14 protein-coding genes are annotated in these 17,832 nt (G+C 41.3%); 2 read left to right on the plus strand and 12 right to left on the minus strand.

Annotation, left to right across the window (positions count from 1 at the left end):
• Positions 1 to 44 precede the first annotated feature (44 nt).
• Entirely contained in the window at positions 45 to 236 is a 192-nt protein-coding gene (locus ABJH64_RS14920) for a cold shock domain-containing protein (RefSeq protein ID WP_348276510.1), read from the plus strand.
• Positions 237 to 276: 40 nt separating this feature from the next.
• On the opposite strand, the gene ABJH64_RS14925 is transcribed toward ABJH64_RS14920, so the two are convergent.
• A complete protein-coding gene (locus tag ABJH64_RS14925; protein WP_348276511.1) occupies positions 277 to 2,835 on the minus strand; it encodes a mechanosensitive ion channel domain-containing protein in 2,559 nt (852 codons plus the stop codon).
• Positions 2,836 to 3,177: 342 nt separating this feature from the next.
• Between ABJH64_RS14925 and ABJH64_RS14930 the strand changes: the two genes are divergently transcribed.
• A complete protein-coding gene (locus ABJH64_RS14930) occupies positions 3,178 to 4,671 on the plus strand; it encodes a trypsin-like peptidase domain-containing protein (RefSeq protein ID WP_348276512.1) in 1,494 nt (497 codons plus the stop codon).
• A gap of 222 nt (positions 4,672 to 4,893) precedes the next feature.
• Here the strand turns inward: ABJH64_RS14930 and ABJH64_RS14935 are convergent, their stop codons facing one another.
• From ABJH64_RS14935 to ABJH64_RS14985, 11 genes are all read right to left on the minus strand, one after another.
• Positions 4,894 to 6,417, minus strand: coding sequence for a SulP family inorganic anion transporter (locus ABJH64_RS14935; RefSeq protein WP_348299757.1), 1,524 nt, complete (start codon positions 6,415 to 6,417; stop codon positions 4,894 to 4,896).
• A 520-nt stretch (positions 6,418 to 6,937) separates the two neighbouring features.
• On the minus strand, positions 6,938 to 8,377 hold the full coding sequence (locus ABJH64_RS14940; RefSeq protein ID WP_348276514.1) for a DUF6600 domain-containing protein: 1,440 nt from the start codon (positions 8,375 to 8,377) through the stop codon (positions 6,938 to 6,940).
• 579 nt (positions 8,378 to 8,956) lie between these two features.
• Positions 8,957 to 9,211, minus strand: a complete 255-nt coding sequence (locus ABJH64_RS14945; protein WP_348276515.1) for a hypothetical protein — start codon at positions 9,209 to 9,211, stop codon at positions 8,957 to 8,959.
• A gap of 43 nt (positions 9,212 to 9,254) precedes the next feature.
• Positions 9,255 to 10,580: a Gfo/Idh/MocA family oxidoreductase gene (locus ABJH64_RS14950; protein WP_348276516.1), complete on the minus strand. Its 1,326-nt coding sequence runs from the start codon at positions 10,578 to 10,580 to the stop codon at positions 9,255 to 9,257.
• A 986-nt stretch (positions 10,581 to 11,566) separates the two neighbouring features.
• Positions 11,567 to 12,532 carry a DUF3887 domain-containing protein gene (locus ABJH64_RS14955; RefSeq protein ID WP_348276517.1) on the minus strand — a complete coding sequence of 322 codons (966 nt, stop codon included), beginning with the start codon at positions 12,530 to 12,532 and terminating at the stop codon, positions 11,567 to 11,569.
• Between the two features lie 473 nt (positions 12,533 to 13,005).
• Entirely contained in the window at positions 13,006 to 13,701 is a 696-nt protein-coding gene (locus ABJH64_RS14960; RefSeq protein ID WP_348276518.1) for a DUF2490 domain-containing protein, read from the minus strand.
• A gap of 298 nt (positions 13,702 to 13,999) precedes the next feature.
• Complete coding sequence (locus ABJH64_RS14965; protein ID WP_348276519.1) at positions 14,000 to 14,770, minus strand: carbonic anhydrase; 771 nt, start codon at positions 14,768 to 14,770, stop codon at positions 14,000 to 14,002.
• Between the two features lie 106 nt (positions 14,771 to 14,876).
• A complete protein-coding gene (locus ABJH64_RS14970; protein WP_348276520.1) occupies positions 14,877 to 15,203 on the minus strand; it encodes a hypothetical protein in 327 nt (108 codons plus the stop codon).
• A gap of 295 nt (positions 15,204 to 15,498) precedes the next feature.
• Positions 15,499 to 16,500: a Gfo/Idh/MocA family oxidoreductase gene (locus tag ABJH64_RS14975; RefSeq protein WP_348276521.1), complete on the minus strand. Its 1,002-nt coding sequence runs from the start codon at positions 16,498 to 16,500 to the stop codon at positions 15,499 to 15,501.
• Between the two features lie 66 nt (positions 16,501 to 16,566).
• A complete protein-coding gene (locus tag ABJH64_RS14980) occupies positions 16,567 to 17,070 on the minus strand; it encodes a heme-binding domain-containing protein (protein WP_348276522.1) in 504 nt (167 codons plus the stop codon).
• A 288-nt stretch (positions 17,071 to 17,358) separates the two neighbouring features.
• Positions 17,359 to 17,592: a hypothetical protein gene (locus ABJH64_RS14985; protein ID WP_348276523.1), complete on the minus strand. Its 234-nt coding sequence runs from the start codon at positions 17,590 to 17,592 to the stop codon at positions 17,359 to 17,361.
• Positions 17,593 to 17,832 lie beyond the last annotated feature (240 nt).

Consider the following 17,832-nt stretch of genomic DNA (forward strand, 5'->3'; position numbering starts at 1 on the left):
TTTACTTTTAGACCTCTTTCAATTACAAATTATTACAAATTATTATGTCAACGGGAACAGTAAAATTTTACAACGAGGCCAAAGGGTTCGGATTTATCGTAGATGATGAATCACAAAACGAAGTATTCGTACACGCAACTGGTTTGGTAGATCAAATCGCACAGAACGACAAAGTAACTTACGACGTCAAAGAAGGCAACAAAGGCCCTAATGCTGTCAATGTAAAAAGAGCTTAAGAAAGATCTTTTTTGTTAGCGAGAATCAATCCTCTGAAGTTCACTCTTCAGAGGATTTTTTTTGATCATCTGTTGGATTTTCTTTCTTCTCCGTTCCCAGCTTTTTAGGACTAATGTCTTCTCCAGGTTTAGAAATAGTTTCTTTCCAATTGGAAGGAATAGATTTGAGGTAGAGATCTCTTTTTGGAAAAGGGATTTCAATGTTATTTTCAGCAAATTTTTCAAAAATAGTACTCATCACTTCGGCGCGAACATCTACCCAAATATCCATGCTTTCTACCCAAAATAACACTCGGAAGTCCACAGAACTGTCATTGAACGTCTGCATATAGACATGAGGTACTGGAGCTTTTAGAATACGCTCACCTTTCAGTATGTCCTCCAAAACCGATTTGACGAGCTTCATATCTGAGCCATAGCCTACTCCTATAATCAATTCTACTCGTCTTTTTTTGTCCGAAAGTGTCCAGTTAATCAGGCTTTGCGAGAGCAAATCCCCATTCGGAACCACGATCTCCGAGCCATCGTAGGCTTGAATCTTGCTAGCTCGGATTCCTACCTCTTTTACGGTGCCAGCGTTAGGGCCAACTTGGATTTCGTCTCCAATCTGAATGGGACGCTCGAATGCAAGGATAATTCCCGATACCAGGTTGTTGATGATTGTCTGCAAACCAAAGCCTATACCTACGGACAAGGCTCCAAGGACAATGGCTATCTTGTCAAAGGGGATTTTGGCAGCTGTCATTCCTAGAAAAAAACCAATCGTCAATACGGCAAGTCGGATTAAAAGCACCGAGCTACCTAAGCGTTGCTTCCTGGAAGTTGCAGTTTTTTGGTCCTTGACTGAGGCAAAGTACGCGATGTTATTCGCAAGAAAAGTAGAAACATAGAGAATGGTGATGAAGAGGAGGATACTGCCAAATTGAAACACCGTATCACCTAGCTTGCGGTCCTTCTCGAGAAAATCAAAAAACCAGTTGAAAACCACGTCATTATATCCTAAGTGCCATATCACGCCGTAGATCCAGGTGGCTGTGGCAAAAACGTATAAAAAGCCTTTCATCCGTTTCTGCAAATCTTGAAAATCGAAGTAGGAAGTGAATCCATCCGTCTCTTTTTTGCTATGCTCGATGAACAAATAGACAGCTTCCAAGAACACGTTCACGAAAAGGTAAAGACCTATACCTCTATAGAAAAGGATAGCCCCCGTGATCGTATAGGTTTTGGATAGGTTAAAGCGTCCCAAAATATTGGTGAGAAATGCAAAAGATTCAATCCCAATCAGGAAGAAAGCTAGGTATTTCAAAAATGTATGATGCTTGTTGTTGAGTTTTTTGGTGTTGATCAGAACCAGAATCCCCATCACACTAAATATCACCGAACAGATCAGGATGAACCACCTTTCCTGGTAAATGACCTTCCAGTTCAGGCTACTCATAGCTAGTAAAAGGTAGGGCGGAAGGAAAGTAAACCACAGGTTTTTGAAGTACGCACCAAATTGGTTTTTCACGAGCAAGCTAGAAGCTATAATCATGAACAGAGACAAAATGGATATGAATACCAGAGGTGGTTTATGAAAAATGATTAAGAAAATAGGTATTAGAAAAAGTAATGTGGAGGTAAAGGTGTGTTTTTTGAAGTATTTGACTCGATCTAGAATCAGCGAGGCAAAATCTTTTTCCTTACTGATTTCATTGATGGAAGCTTTGATCTTCAGGTAAACCACTAATAAAATGATCAAGCTAATCACTGAAATCAGCGCTGTCCTCTCCAGATAGGCTTTGAGCAGCGCGGCGTTTAGCTCCATCGATTCCTTTATGACAGTTCTGGAGTCTGTTAGATTGGCGTAGTTGGTTGGCTCCCATGGATAGTTTATTTCTTTGGTCCAGTATTGCCTATCTAGTCTCTTTTTGTTTTGATTGAGGTATTGTTCCAAGCTCAGGAATACCAATGCATTTTCGGATACTTTCGCTTGATACTTCGCAGTGATTATTTCTTGCGCCAAGTAGATGCTATCCACTGTTTTCAAGGAATTTTTAAGCGACCTCAACTCACTATTCATCGCGGGTATCAGCGTGGTATCACTCAAAGTCAAGGCAAAAAGTGAATCAGACTTCATTGCATATAATTTCACACCGACCTCGGTGAGGAGATTAATCCGGCTTTGAATTTTCTTTTGGTAGGATTCATTCAAATCACTGACGGTTTCTACCAAGTTTTCCATACCTACCAAATACCGGTGATTGAGGTATTCATAGTCCAATTCTGTTTTGAGTTTTATCTTCTCCGCTATCAGGTAGATTTCAGGGAGTTGAATAGACATTTCTGTAGTGTCGAGATTATTAGCGAGTTCTAATTTTATTTCACTAAGATCAAAAGCATACTGCTGAGCTCTATTGATAACTTGCGTGAGCACTGAACCAGCCGTTTGTACACTGCGAATGGAGTCTTTTGGTTGTTCTGTGAAGGTGAAAAGCGTATCAATAGCATCGATGGAGGTGATTGAATTGGAGCTTTCCGCTGCTGCCGTGGTCTCTTGAGCTAAAGAAAAGAGCGGGAGTGATAAAGTAATAATTAGTGCTATTATTAAGCGCATCATAAAATCTTATTTGCCTTTAATATAGAGAAATCGTTTTAAAAGAGACTTTAAAGATAAGTGAGCCAAATATGCTTTAACCTAGCTTTACGTCGTCACATTATACATGCAAGATTACAGTAATTAAACTGACAATGGATCAGATCTTCTAAAACAAGATCACTAATCTACAGTTAGAATAGTAGGCCGTTCTAAGCATAAAACTGTCAAGATTAACTAATGGTAAGCGTTCGAAAAGCGGTTAATTCATGTTAATTTGGAGTTCTGATAAGCTTTTTGGGTATAATAGTTGGATCTATTCGAGCAATCACTCAGTTTAATACTTATAAATAAAACTAAGAAAATATGAGCAAAAAACAGTTCTTTTTGGGAATGCTTCTAGCCTCATTGATTGGAGGCATTGTCGCCTTGGCAGGTGTTAATTTTCTCATCCAACCACAAAGTGCAAACAGCTTCGATGAAAAGCAGCCGATAAGCTTTGCAAACTTGCTTTCTGGGGATGAATTTACCGTTCCTGATGGGATAAATTTTGTTGCTTCTGCTGAAACTGTCGTTCCGGCAGTAGTACATGTCAAAAGTGAAATGACTTACTCCGCGAGAGCTAGAGGCCGAAGAGATCCTATACAGGAGTATTTCGGAATACCTCCTCGAGAGCAACAGGGAGATAGACCTTCAGTGATGAGCACTGGTTCTGGGGTGATCATTTCTCCCGACGGCTATATCGTGACCAACAATCACGTGGTAGAAAATGCTAGCCGCCTGGAGATTTCTCTGGATAACAACAAGCGCTACGAGGCGAAAGTAATTGGGACTGATCCTACGACTGATTTGGCCCTGTTGAAGATTGAAGCAGATGGACTTCCATTTGTGAGATTTGGTGATTCTGATAAAACTAAAATTGGCGAATGGGTTTTGGCTGTTGGAAATCCATTTGATTTGAATTCTACAGTGACAGCTGGTATTATTTCGGCCAAAGCCAGAAACATCGGGATCCTCAGAAATGTAGAAGATGGCCTCTCTATCGAATCATTTTTGCAGACAGATGCTGTAGTCAATCCTGGAAATTCAGGAGGAGCTCTAGTGAACCTCGCCGGGGAGTTGATAGGTATCAATACCGCGATAGCTAGTAATACAGGGACATTTAATGGTTATTCATTTGCAGTGCCTAGCACTTTGGTGAAAAAAGTGATGGATGACCTGATGAAATATGGAACCGCACAGCGCGCTTTACTTGGTGTTGGGATTTTAGATGTAAGTCAAGAACTTGCAGAAAGCCTAGATATTGAGTTTCCTGTGGAGCAGGGCGTGTATATCAGAAGTGTGAATGAAAATAGCGGTGGAGAAGATGCCGGTCTCAAAGTAGGTGATATCATCATTAGCGTGGATGGAAGAGCAACTAATAATGTTGCTAACCTTCAGGAATTGGTGGCAAGAAAAAGACCAGGAGATAAGGTAGATGTGGAATACATTCGGGATGGTAAAACCATAACTACGAACGCTACATTGAAGAATTTCTCAGGGACTACTGATATTGTGGAGAAAGTTATTCCTATCACCTATGAATTTGAAGGGGTGAGATTTGAAGAAATTCCTGAGCGAGTGAAAAGCCAGCTTGAGCTTTCTGGAGGTGCAGTAATTGCAGCGGTGAATGGTCAAAAATGGAGAAATTCAGGTGCGCGAACTGGCTTCATCATTACTTCAATAATTAATGAAAATGGTAGAGTTAGAATTACAAACGTTGACAAATTGCTTGAAGTATTAAAGGAAACAGAGGGCGACCCTATCGTTGTCCTTGGTATGTTCCAGGATGGTACTGAATACTATTTCGAGGTGAATTGACCTACATAAACTTGAAAAGTAAACAGGCCGATGATCAATCATCGGCCTGTTTTTTTATCATAGCCTCCCATCCCCAACATAGCACACTAATGGTCACCGAGAGAGGTCGAGGTGAACAACCATCACATTTGGCTACTGGTGAACTATGGATCATCGGACAAATTCAATCATCAAGGATAGGAATTAAGTAATTTATCGAGTTTTAGGTGGTTAAAAATTTTCTTAATCCACCACCAATTTATAGGTAGGATCCTCCAGTACATTTACGTCGATCAGCTGATCTGCATTGGCAAGCAATTTTTTACAATCAGGGCTCAGATGTTTTAGATGCACTTTTTTCCCGACTTTCAGATAGCGCTCCGTCAATTTGTTCAAGGCTTCTATGGCCGACATGTCCACCACACGGCTTTCCTGGAAATCAATAATCACTTCACCAGGATCATTGAGTACATCGAATTTCTCGTTGAATGCAGCAATAGAACCAAAAAACAGCGGTCCAAACATTTCGTAGTGCTTTACACCATTTGCATCGATGTGCTTTCTGGCGCGGATTCTTTTTGCATTATCCCAAGCAAAAAACAAGGCTGCTAGGATCACGCCTACTAGTACTGCCAAAGCCAAATTATGCAAGAAAGCAGTGATCAGCGTCACTAGCACCATCAGGAATACATCCGATTTTGGCATTTTCGTGAAGGTTTTTAAGCTCGCCCATTCGAATGTGCCTATAGAAACCATGATCATCAGACCTGTCAAAGCGGCCATTGGCATCTGCTCAATCAGGCTAGAACCAAACATGATAAAGACCAAAAGCATGACCGAGGCAACGATTCCTGATAGCCTGGCTCTAGCGCCGGAAGAAACATTGATTAAACTCTGGCCGATCATGGCACAGCCGCCCATTCCCGAAAATACCCCAGAAAGCATGTTGGCTATGCCTTGAGCTACCGCTTCTTTATTTCCACGTCCCCGTGTCTCGGTGATTTCATCGATGATATTTAGCGTCAAAAGACTTTCAATCAAGCCAACTCCTGCCACTATAGCAGCATAAGGGAAAATGATCTGAAGTGTTTCGAAAGTCAAAGGAACAGCTGGAAGGTGAAAAGGAGGGAAACCGCCTTTGATAGCTGCTATATCTCCAACGGTTTTGGTGTCGATATTGAGTACAGTGACGATGCCAAATACGACTAAAATAGCTGTCAATGAGGCTGGAACTGCTTTGGTGAGTTTTGGTAAGCCCCAAATAATAAGCATGGTTAACAAAACAAACCCAAGCAAAATGTAAAGTGAAGATCCAGTGAGCCAGTTGCCGGAAGCATCCTTAAACTGATCCAGCTGAGACATGAAAATGATAATAGCCAGACCATTTACGAATCCAAAAATCACTGGGTGTGGTACCAAGCGCATCAGTTTGCCTAGTCTTAGCGCTCCTGCAGATACCTGTAAAATACCTGCTAACACAACCGCTGCAAAGACATATTCCACTCCGTGAGTTGCGGCTAAGGTGACAATAACTACAGCCACAGCACCAGTTGCGCCAGAGATCATCCCTGGTCGGCCTCCCAAAATGGAAGTGACAAAACCCATCATGAATGCCGCATACAAGCCCGTCAGTGGTGAAAGCCCAGCTATTAATGCAAAAGCTACAGCCTCTGGAATGAGGGCCATTGCTACTGTAAGTCCAGAGAGAACCTCAGTTTTATAATCTACTTTTTGGCTGAAATCGAATAAGTTGAAGTATTGTTTCAAGGTGTGGGTAGGTTTGGCGGTTTGTTCCGCTCGAGTTGAAAACAGGTTGCAAAGATAGACAAAAACCCCAATTCGAAATTTTATTTGGCGTACTAGGCTAGTTGAGTGGTGGTATGGTACAAGTAAGTGTGTTAGTGATGCGATTTTGAAAGATTCACTTATTGTCCTTTCACTGCGATTCGGAATTAAGTGCATTTTTTTACTAACAGTTTAAAAAAGAGTCAACTAATTATCCGCAATCTTGCCAGAATCCAAAATTCCCTCGCTCAACCGGACAGAAGTCCCAAGTCCTCTGATCGAACTGGGTTCACTTCTTATATTGACAAGAACTCATTTTACAATTAAGCTCTTTACTGGTAAACAAGCGGATATTCACGTAAAACAATGCATTAAAGTGGGCTTCAAAATTTTTACAAGTGAATGATTTGTCATTGGTCACATTCTGTGAGGTCCTAAGTAAAAAAAACTTAAAAAAAAGGATAGCCGATTGGCTACCCTTTTATGCTGGTTTAGGACTCGATTACATATTTCCTCTACTCGAAGTTGATCTTGATGATGAACTGCCAGATGAGGTTCTAGCGTTCGTAGAAGGAGAGGAAGATCTTGAACTCGAAGAACTTTTTACCTGAGATGAAGATCTACTCTCGTTAGGGGTAGATCTGGACTCAGTACTCCTAGATGGTGAACTTTTCACTGATGGACTAGAAGACTGAGTCCTTGACTGAGCTGGCTGTGATCTAGTAGAACTAGGAGTTGTTCTGCTTTGCGTAGTGCGATTTGCAGGCGCTGTTTGAGTTCTGGCTGGACTTGACTTCTGAGTAGCTGGTGGTGACTGTGTTCTAGAAGTACTTTGCTTGCTCGGTGCAGTTCTCACCGTAGGAGAAGATGTTCTACTCTCGCTACTTCGAGAATTGCCAGGGCTTACCTGACTCTGGCGACTAGGGGTCGAAGTTCTCGTTTGAGAGCCTGAGTATGGAGTTGTTTCAAAACTACCAGCTCGGCTTGAAGATGGGCTAGCAGATCTTGTAGAAGTGCCTTCATTTCGGCTAGAAGGAGTGCTTGCTGAAGACCTAGAGCTTCCAGAAGAAGTGTTCGTTGATCGGCCAGAAACAGCTTCTGATCTGCCGGCAGACCTAGATGGACGAGCTGAAGGTTGAGTTCTGGCTTCTCCGGAAGATAGAGTTCTAGACGGTCTCGCAGCCTCCGTAGTCCCTCTTGCACTTTGTAAGTCAGGTCTATAAGCGCTCACTGCAGTTCTGGAGGCTACCGTTCGGCCCGCTGAATTGCTACTTACCACCCTTCTCTCAGGATATGATCTGTTGGTCACTCGTTCTACTTCTCTTTGGGAAGGTCCGCCATAGTAGTGGTTATTATTATACACTACGGTGTTATTGATAATTGTGGTTTGGTTGTAGATGTGCGTTCTTCGGCCATACGGCACATAGTATTTGTAAACGTTGGCATAGCCAAATCTTACCTGAGGCACGAAAACCCAATAATTCGCAGGGATATTTATTCTGAAGTTGATGGAGAAGCCAGGACCCATGGGTGCCCAGCCATAGTATCCGCCACCAGATCTCCAGTCCACCCAAGCTGGACCCCAGTTGTAATCTGGAACCCAAGCCCAAGACTGATAATTGGTGTCAAAATACCATCTCCCGTAATGGAAAGTAGCCCAGCCCCAGTCATAGTCAGACACCCAGGTGTTGCCGTAACCTGTCATCACCCAGTGCCCGTTCGTGCCGTAAGGGTGAAAGTCTTCATAGACGGCTGGAAGCCATACGTAGCCATATCGGGCGTCTTTTACCCAATCGCCATAAGGCATCAGTTCATCGTAGAATACCTGGAAAGAAACGCCTCCTCTAGATTCTGCCTTGATTTCACCAGGACTTATCCAGATCAAAGCGATGATTCCAAGGGTCAGGTTTCTCAGCCATCGGGGTACTTGTAGCGTTTTCATGTTTCGTTGGATTAGGAGTTAAATAATTTGTTCGGTAATCAGGTTGGTTTGGTGGGCTTCCATTGATGCAGATGCAATTATCTGTAAAAAGGATGCATGCATACTGAAACCAAAATCACGCCAATTTTAAGAACTTCCTTAAAATGGGTAATTGCTGATTGGTGTTTACGTAAAAAATTGGTCTAATTAATTTGCTGAAATGCTATGATTGTTAAAAAATCAAATATTATATTGTTACTTAATTGAAAAAATATAATAATGCGAGTAAGGTAAAAATAATTTTTCACTATAGACCCTTGCGTTTTGGCGAAAAAAAGCTGCTAGTGATATCAGATGTTATTTTTAGAAAATTTCATTGTCTGCTCTGTTCCCGGAAAACCGACAAAGCAATAAATGATTTGGTTGACTAAAAAGTTGAGGCCGCTTCGAGCACAAACCCCTGACGAGAGGAAGAAGCTCCTGTCCGGATGAACAAAGAAATTTCGTACAAGGGAAAGGGTGCGGATATTTGTATTTGAAAAATTCTAGCCGTGGAAAATTATAAAGTATTTTATGGCAGTAATAAAATTGCTTAAGGGCTCATTCTTTGGAGTCGTCCCCTTTATTTTTTGAATTGCGTTTTCTTGAGCGCTCAAGTGTGGCCTTCCTATATTCGGGATCATTATGGTAGCGATTTCTAGCAGACTCAAGCGTTTTTTGTCTGTATTCAGGATCGTTTTGGTAGCGCTCACGATAAATCTTCTGCTTACTTTCTCTGAATTCAGGATCGTTAGCATATCTCTCGTTTAGCTTTTTAAGATTTTTCTTGTAACTACTATTGTCTGAATTATCCATTTGGAGATCTAGGTTAAGGTTTTGTTTGAGGTGAATTTAATGCTTAGGAGTTAATATCAGGTAAAATCCATGGAGCTCGATAAGTTGGCCAAATCAATTCATTTGCGGAAGCATTTCCTGTAAATTCTCTAATTTCTTCGTTCCATATCAATTGTTCGGCACCGATTCTTGCCGCGATATTTGGGATATGGGCATGAAGTGCGGCTATTCTCCCGGCCTCAGGAGGGCAAACGGGTTGTTCTCGGGTTTTAATACATTGGACGAAGTTGGCCACATGGAGGTTGTGGCTCTCGGTCATGCCATCTAGATTTTTTGCCTGTACTTTTGGCTCCTTAGCTACCGTGTCCCATTCAGGGTAGATTTCATAGCCATTGCGATTTAGGATTAGCGTACCTTTTTCTCCCACATAGCCTATCCCGTAGGGTTTGTTGTAAGGTCCTGTTTGAAGTCCTCCATTCATGTCATAATTGATCAGAAAGTCCTTTTTAGGATAGAGGACATTCATGGTGTCGAAAGTGTCGCGATCCCTGTTTTCCATGTTGGCATTAGTGGCATAAACCTGCACTAAAGAGGGTGTGGCTGGAGTCTCTTCTACCCAGATAGCCATATCGAGCAAGTGGACTCCCCAATCAGACATCAATCCTCCGCCGTAGTCCCAGAAATGTCGCCAGCTTCCATGAAAGCGATTGGGGTTGAAGTCTCTGGAGGTTGCGGGTCCTAGCCAGAAATCATAATCCACACCTTGAGGGATGGGCATGGCGGGTTGTATGAAGTTTCCCAGTCCGTAATTGAAATTTGACCAAATATTGACTTTTCTGATTTTACCCAGGTAGCCGCTTTTGACCAGATTCCGAGACTCGATGAATGCTTGACCAGATCGTTGCTGCTGACCGACCTGCATTATTCGGTTGTATCGATGAGTCGCTTTCACCATCAGCTCGCACTCACCAATGGTATTCGCCATGGGTTTTTCTACGTAAACATCCTTTCCAGCTTGGCATGCGGCGACAGCGATCAGGCAATGCCAGTGGTCAGGCGTGCCGATAATCACAGCGTCAACGTCGTTTCTTTCCAGTAGCTTTCTGAAATCTGTATAACGATCCGGCTTCTTTCCTTGGGCGGTTTCCACCTCTGCGATTCTGCGGTTTAGCACATTTTGATCTACATCACAGAGTGCTACACAATCAACTTGTGGCAGTGCCAAGTGATGACGAAGAATTCCAAAGCCCATGTTATTGCAGCCGATCAATGCTACTCGGACTTGATCGCTGGCACCTATTCTTTGCCTGGCTTGTAGAAGTGAAGGGGCGAGCCAAAGGCCTCCCGCGATGATTCCGGAAGATTTGATGAAATTTCTGCGGGGATTCATTTTTAGGCCTATTTTGGTTTGAGTATTTAATCAGCATTCAAAATACGAGAAATGGAACAGAATCTGAATTTGTGAGGTGAATAGTTTGTAAAAGTCAAATTCGGTGGTGATATCAATTGAAAACTGTGGATAAATCTATTAATTGAGTGGATATCTTGTGTACTTACAGCTGATTCTTTGGGGAGAAATTGTGGAGAATTAATTAGTTGTTTTGTTGGAATCAGGTTTTATATTTTTCAACTTTAATACATCAAGTAAAGGATAAATGGTCGGGAATACGCTCCCGGATTCTAATTGAAAGTTTGAGATCGGGCACAAAGGGGAATTTATTTTAGAATAAATTTCTGAGACGAAACATCGCAGAAGTGCTAAATCGATTAGGTTGAGTTTGGATCAGTCCTCAGATAGATTCAAATCTTCGTACATGAAAGAAGCGCAAGCAATTGTACTTTGAGAGGGGTAACCCCAGAAGTGAGAATACGATTAGTCAACTGGCTGAATCTCTTCGGAGAGAATGCGATCGAGCACAAAGGAACGGCTGGTTAGATCCAGAAGTTTGCAACGGTTTTACCGCAGAAGTGCAACTACTGATCGGCCCATGAATGATATTCCTAAGTGAATATCGAGACTCTTGGCATGAATGGTTGTATCCCTTGGGAAAAGACTGAGACAGTTCGCTGCAGAAGTGCATTACAAGAGAACTCTAATGGGACATGCGTTTCGGCGTAGCTTTCAAAGCTAGAATATAAACTCGGGCAACTGAGGATAGCCACCAACATTAGCTTGACACAGATTGAAAACCATGGTTTTTAATTTGTGAAACGGGAAGAATTCGCAAGAATCTCTTCCCGTTTTTGTTTATTACAAGGTTTTTTTCTGGTGAATTGGGTTGAAAAATGTTTACTTTTTCATCATTTCTGCGATAAGCTCAGGGGTGTAAAATACCTCTATATACCTCAACGCTCAGCAAGCACTCATCACTTCTTTTACTTGTTTTTGACCTTATCTCCTTTGACGGGAGAATAATCCGTTTTTGTTTCTCCATTCACTATGATTTCTTCAAAATAGGCTTTGGCTCCGGTAGCTTTAGTCATGTCCTCCACATTCTGAATATGGAAATGCAGATGAGCTTCCGAAGAATTTCCTGAATTCCCACATAGGCCCAGCAACTCTCCTTGCTTTACTTTCTGACCTTCTTTTACAACTATCGAGTGTTGTTTGAAATGCGCAAAGAATAAATATTCATTAGTTACAGTCTTCAAAATGACCGTATTACCTGGAATATATATAGGATTCAACTCACCTGGAACATTGTCTTTGACTCCATCTACCACTAGCACCACTTCTGCATCTGCAGGAGAAATCAGTTCCTTACCAAATGCATAGTAGTCTTCATTTGTCTGTCCATTGGTTTTATAGGTCTTTCCGCTTGCATCCATGATCATGATGTCGAAGGCATTTTTTTGGGCTGCATGTTCCACATGATAGTTCAGCTCTTTAGTGTCACCTCCCCAAAACACCGTCCATTCGCCTTGGAATGGCAGGATCAATTTGGTTTTGTTCCTTTCAAGTGTAGGTAGATTACGTTCTTGGAAAGGTTTGACAAACAAGCCGTTTATTTTTGAATCAGTGTCAAGAGAAATATTGACAGCAAAAAGACCTTTCTCAAAAGTTGTTTTATAGGAAGCATAGGTACCGTTTTCATAACGGGTAAATTCCATATTCTCAATTTTCCCAACCTGAGAATGGAGTCCATTGATAAAGTCTGTCGTTTTCTCAATGGGTAAAGCTGCTTTCATCTGGGAGGAAAAAAGATCAAATATCTTTTGATACTCAGCGGCATTAAAGTACTGTTCAAATTCTCCCGAAACTTTCTTGTATGTTTCTTGCTCATTTTGGGCAAAACTGAATAGAGGTAGTAAAAGCGTTAGAAAGAGGATAGATCTTTTCATTGTTATTGCTGGTTTGGTCTGCGTGTTAATTTAACCAAAAGTCTGCTTGGCTAGAATTCGACCGTCAATTACTTATTGTTGAGAAAAAAAATGTTGGAGAGAATAATTTTTGCGATTGGATTTTCAAAAGTGATTTGAATAGATCCTTAGGATGGTGCATTAAACAAATTAAAAATAGGAGTTTTGTTGGGTAAAGCTATCCTTTACTTGATATGATTTTTAACAATAGTCAACCGCTTGAAGGTTGCAAATTGGCTTTCAATCTGGTTTTAATTCAACTTTCTGTTCACAAGTCTTTTCTGCAAAAGCCAAAAAAAAGTCGCTTTACAGTACGTAAAAGCACTATAAAACGACAATCAAGACGTATTATTCCCAGAGGTTTAGTTTGTGGTAGGGGAGATGATATCAGGTAGCTTCCTAATCGCCTAGCGTAGTTTGGGCTAATACCCCCTTCTTATCTATTGGGAAATTACCTAGAAGGTGTGATGAAGGCTGAATTGTAACTGACCTTTAGCCCAATTATTTGTTGTTTGTTTCATCCAGCCTGATTGTAACCGCAAATTATCTCTGAGTCCATAGCCCAACCCTAAGTAGGTTCGGTTACGATCAAAGAAAGGAACGCTAGTGTTGGCATCTACCTCTCTTTCTCCATTGATAAATATCTCATTATAGAGTGCGAGATAAACGGCTTTCTTTTCCAAGCTCGGTTTGTTGAGCGGGACGTTGATAAAAAGATTGTATCTATAGCGTGTGCGCATGTCTAAATCCTCTATCCAGCGTTGTTCATATCTGAAGCGGTGCGTGAGGTAAAATCTCCCTCCCAATTTCTGTGGGATCAAGGCTTCCTGATAGATTCTATTTTCGATTATATTGATATTATCCTCTCCAAAGCCCCCCGAGGAAATAAAAGCATAACCCATAGTGAATGTAATGCCTGCGTTTTTTGGAGTAAAGGTCAAACCTGTCCGAAGTAAAAGCTGCTCTTTATCGCTGCCGAGGTTCCAAGACCGGTATTGATAATCTCCTTGAATTCCGAATTGGCTATCCTTGAACTTAGTATTGAAGAAATACATGTACCAAGCACCGAGTTGATCTTCGTCGATGGCCGTCTGGGCTGAGGACGAAAGACCATAAGCGCTCAGTAATATCAAAAGAATTAATCTTTTCATACGTTTATAATTTGATTTTAAATAGCCACATGGAATCTCGCAGCGATTATAATCATGCCAGTGTGTGACGTTCTTCGTCATGCCTGCCTGCCTCAGGCAGGCCTGTCTGCCTCAGGCAAGCTCGATTTCTTGATTTGATTTTAAAAGGGCTGTCTCCTGAGTACAGTTGTCACATGGAGCGAAGCCGAAATGTATCCTGATTTAAAGGAAATGGCTATTTGCTCTTTGCCTTGGGACAGGTAGGTGCTCATGCCGACATCAAAATACTTGGTGAGACAGCCTTATATATTAATACCGGTTATTTGGAGAATTTAGGTAAACTCACGATTGTTTCCTCAATGAAATTTACATAACCTGTATTGAGATCATATACCGCACCTACGATCAAGATCTCCCCGGAGTCTGATTTTCTACTCAGCACTGGTTCCAATGATCTAAGCTCGTTGACCTGCTTGATTACATTTTCCCTTATCGCCAAATCCAGCGCTTCTTTGGGTTGAAGGTTTGCTGCTTTTGCTTTTAGTGAAGCAGGCTTGATAGAATTGATCAAAGTCACTACGTGTCCCGGAGGGTTCTCTGGAAGTTTCATAGCCGCATCTACTGCCCCACACGACTCATGTCCTAGAACTACGATTAATTTAGTGTTCAATACAGCTGCTCCATATTCTATGGTGCCATAGGATGCTTCTGCCATCACTTGACCTGCCGTCCTGGTAATAAAGAGATCTCCCACACCCTGATCAAAAATAATCTCATTGGGTACACGGCTATCAGAACAGCCCACAATAGTAGCAAAAGGAGCCTGACCCAGCGAGCTGTTTCTCAAATCGTCATTGGTCTGTCTGGGCCGGATACTTTTATCTTCTGCAAATCTCTTATTGCCATAAATGAGTTTTCTTATACCAAGATAAGGATCAGCAAAAGCACTGTCACGGTCAGCGTTATAGGAAGTTGGATTTACTTTCAACAATTCATTGACTTTGGGTGTGTTTTGTGCAAAAGAAGCTGTAAATGAAAGCGCACAAAAATAGAATATTGCTGTGTAAGCAATGTTTTTTAAAGATATCATATTGAGTTGTAGTTAGAGGAAATTGGCTGAATAGCAAGAGTTTAATGACTCCATTTATACATCCAAAGAATAAGATATAGGTAAATTCTACCCTAAAGGATTACACTTAAAAAAGGTATTCGGGGGGAGTTGCCAGCAATTCAGGGTGATGGATTTCTATAGCTATAGGAACAAAAATAGATATCTCTCTAGTAATGAAATTTGTATTTTCATAGGCAACTTGAGATCCAATACTCAACCAATTTAACTTCTCCTCCTCTTCTACCTCTATGTCCAAAGGTATTGAACTCTCTGTCGTGGTAAGCTGGTCAAAATAATCAGCTGGTAGATATGCACCAAGAATGCAAACCTGAAAAATCAGGGCACATAAAGTGTATAAGAATAGAGTCTTGGAGCTTGACATTTTGGTAGTGTTATAGCCTTCAACAAGCAAGATTACATTTGGTTTAAAAAAAGTTGAAATTTGGCGTTCTTCAGTTTTAAGCTTATAAAGAAAACCTAGAATTCAAGGTGCTTCGTTTTGATTTTTGAGTGTAAAGCTTTTGTTATAAATAAGTCGTGAACCCCGCCTTATGTGGTTCAGGGCTTCTTTAGATAGACTATTAATCCAATGATTCAGTTCAGGATTACAAATCCTGAACAGCGGTGGAACAACGAAATGTCCTTCTTCTAGAGAAGCAGAACAGCTTACTGCCTTCCGCGGAGATCTACGCGAACTTTGCGGTTAATTAAATTTTCTCCTTCACTAGTTGATCCATCACCCAATTGGCTCTTGCTCCACTGATTCCAGTACTTTGACAGGTTCCGGTGCCTAGCAAATCTCCGACGATGGTTTTAATCAGAGGTTCTTGTATATGTTTTGGAAGGTCGAAGGAGAATTTTTCTATGCCTTTTTCATCAGTTTCTAGTACGAACTCACCTTTTCCAAAGGTCTCATAACTGATTTTTCCTTTACTTCCGTAGATTATTGTTTGATCAATCTCAGCATTTTCAGAGGTGGTAAAGCACCAATTACCAGTGCCTAAGACCCCGCTTTCAAACACGAAACTTCCCGTCACAATATCCTCCGCTTCGTAGGTTTTGGCCTGATTGGATGCAAATCCGTTCGCTTGGGTGATTTTCCCAAAGAAAAAGTCAAGTAAATCCAACTGATGGGAAGCTAGGTCAAAAAAGTAGCCACCTCCCGCAAGTTCGGGATTTACCCGCCAGTTTGTTTCTACTTTTGTGATCAGGCTTGCGTCAAGTTTTTGCTTTAAGTTGATGTGAACCGTACGGATATCTCCTAAGGTTCCTTGACTAATCAATTTTTTTATTTTGAGAAAGTGCGGCAATTCTCTTCGGTAGTAGGCCACGTACAAAGGCACGTTAGCTGCTTCACATGCTGCTATCATTTCTAAGCATTCAGCGTGCATTCTAGCCATTGGCTTTTCCACATAGACAGGCTTCCCTGCTGTAGCTGCGAGTTTTGCTAGTTCTAGATGGGCATATGGAGGGGTAGCTATGTAGATGGCATTGACCTCTGGATCGTTGATGAGTTCAAGAGCGGAAGTGTACCATTTAGGCACTCCATGTCTTGCTGCGTAGTCCCTCACTTTTTCTTCCGAGCGACGCATGACAGCGGCTATTTTGCTGTTTGGGACAAGATTCATGGCTGGGGCGGATTTGACTTCGCAGACATTTCCCACGCCTAAAATTCCCCATCTTACTTCGGTATCTTGGATTTTGCTCATGGCTAAAAATAGTGGATACGCATGGAATCCAAGTACTACTTTGCGCTAAAAAAGAAGATTTCCCTCTTATAGAGTAGTTGTTCTTTTCTTCCTCACTAGGCTGTCGGCAGGATAGGTGGCCTTCAGATAGGCCATTTGATCTTTTGCCCAAGCTATAATTACTTGTCGGTCTGCATCGGATAGCTTGGCTTCTGGATGAAGCCCAAAATAGGTGTAAGACTCAAGAGGCATTTCCTTTTCCTCCACCATTTCTATCGTTTCTTCAAATTTATGATACTGATAGGCTAGAGGGCGATTGGTGAACTCGTCAAAATTCAGGTGACTTTTACCTTCTTGAATGTGGTCGTTCAGCCAATATCCAATAGGTTCTATGCTCGCATACCATGGGTACTCAGACGTGTTTGCATGGCAATTATTGCAGGCATTGTTTAGTAATTTGTTGACTGGACCTGGGATGTCATAGCTTCCTGATATAGGGTATGGAGCTGGTGAGCCCACATTTTTCTCATAGGGTATAAATTGGATGGCAATTACCAGTGCCAAAACGACTAATCCGATTTTTTTCAGCATAAGCCAGAGCGTTGAAGGGAGGAGATTTAGAAGTCAAACTGACATCAAGGTATCAATAAATCTGCTGAATCTTATTGAATGTACCCTAGCAAAAGGCGAAATGATTGTTGCTAGTAAATGCAATCATTTCGCCCAAGAAATTCAATTGAATAAATCCTTCGTTGAATTTTTTATTTTATCACCTCTTTGTTCATCTCAGAATAAGTAGGAGGTTTTTTCGATTTTCTTTAGTCAGCTTAGGAAGCTGCCCATTGCTACTTTTCAGAAACTGAGAGTGGTGTGCGGTAACTAGCGTTTATGCCAGGATTTTCCTTTGTTTTTAGAATAGAAGCTTCCTTTTGGTCCTTCGCCTAATAATTCTTTGCCTCCATCAGCCAGGTCTGTAAACTCCCCAGGACTTGCTGGATTTCCCATATATCGCAGATTCCACGTTTCGCCATCATCGACAGAACACTCAATTTTAAGCGCGTTGGTAGGGCAGATTCGAATTAATTCTTTACCCTTTTTAATCATTTGTGCCATTTTTAATTATTTAATTCCTGCCAATCTAAGAATGCTTGACGTTTAAAAAAAAACTAAGCAAAGTATTTATGGATAAAATCCAATTTTTTATTATCTACTTCCAGATTTTTTTTTGAAAATTTTTGGAAAAACAGACTTTTTCAACCCATTAAATCCCTGAAATTGCTTCTGTGTAAGTAGGGATTTATCACTTGAATTCAGAAGTTTTCTTGAATTGGCAGATTGTTAGTACACTATTAA

Origin of the sequence: Algoriphagus sp. (genome assembly GCF_039969895.1) — a bacterium.
In the GTDB taxonomy this organism is placed as follows: domain Bacteria; phylum Bacteroidota; class Bacteroidia; order Cytophagales; family Cyclobacteriaceae; genus Algoriphagus.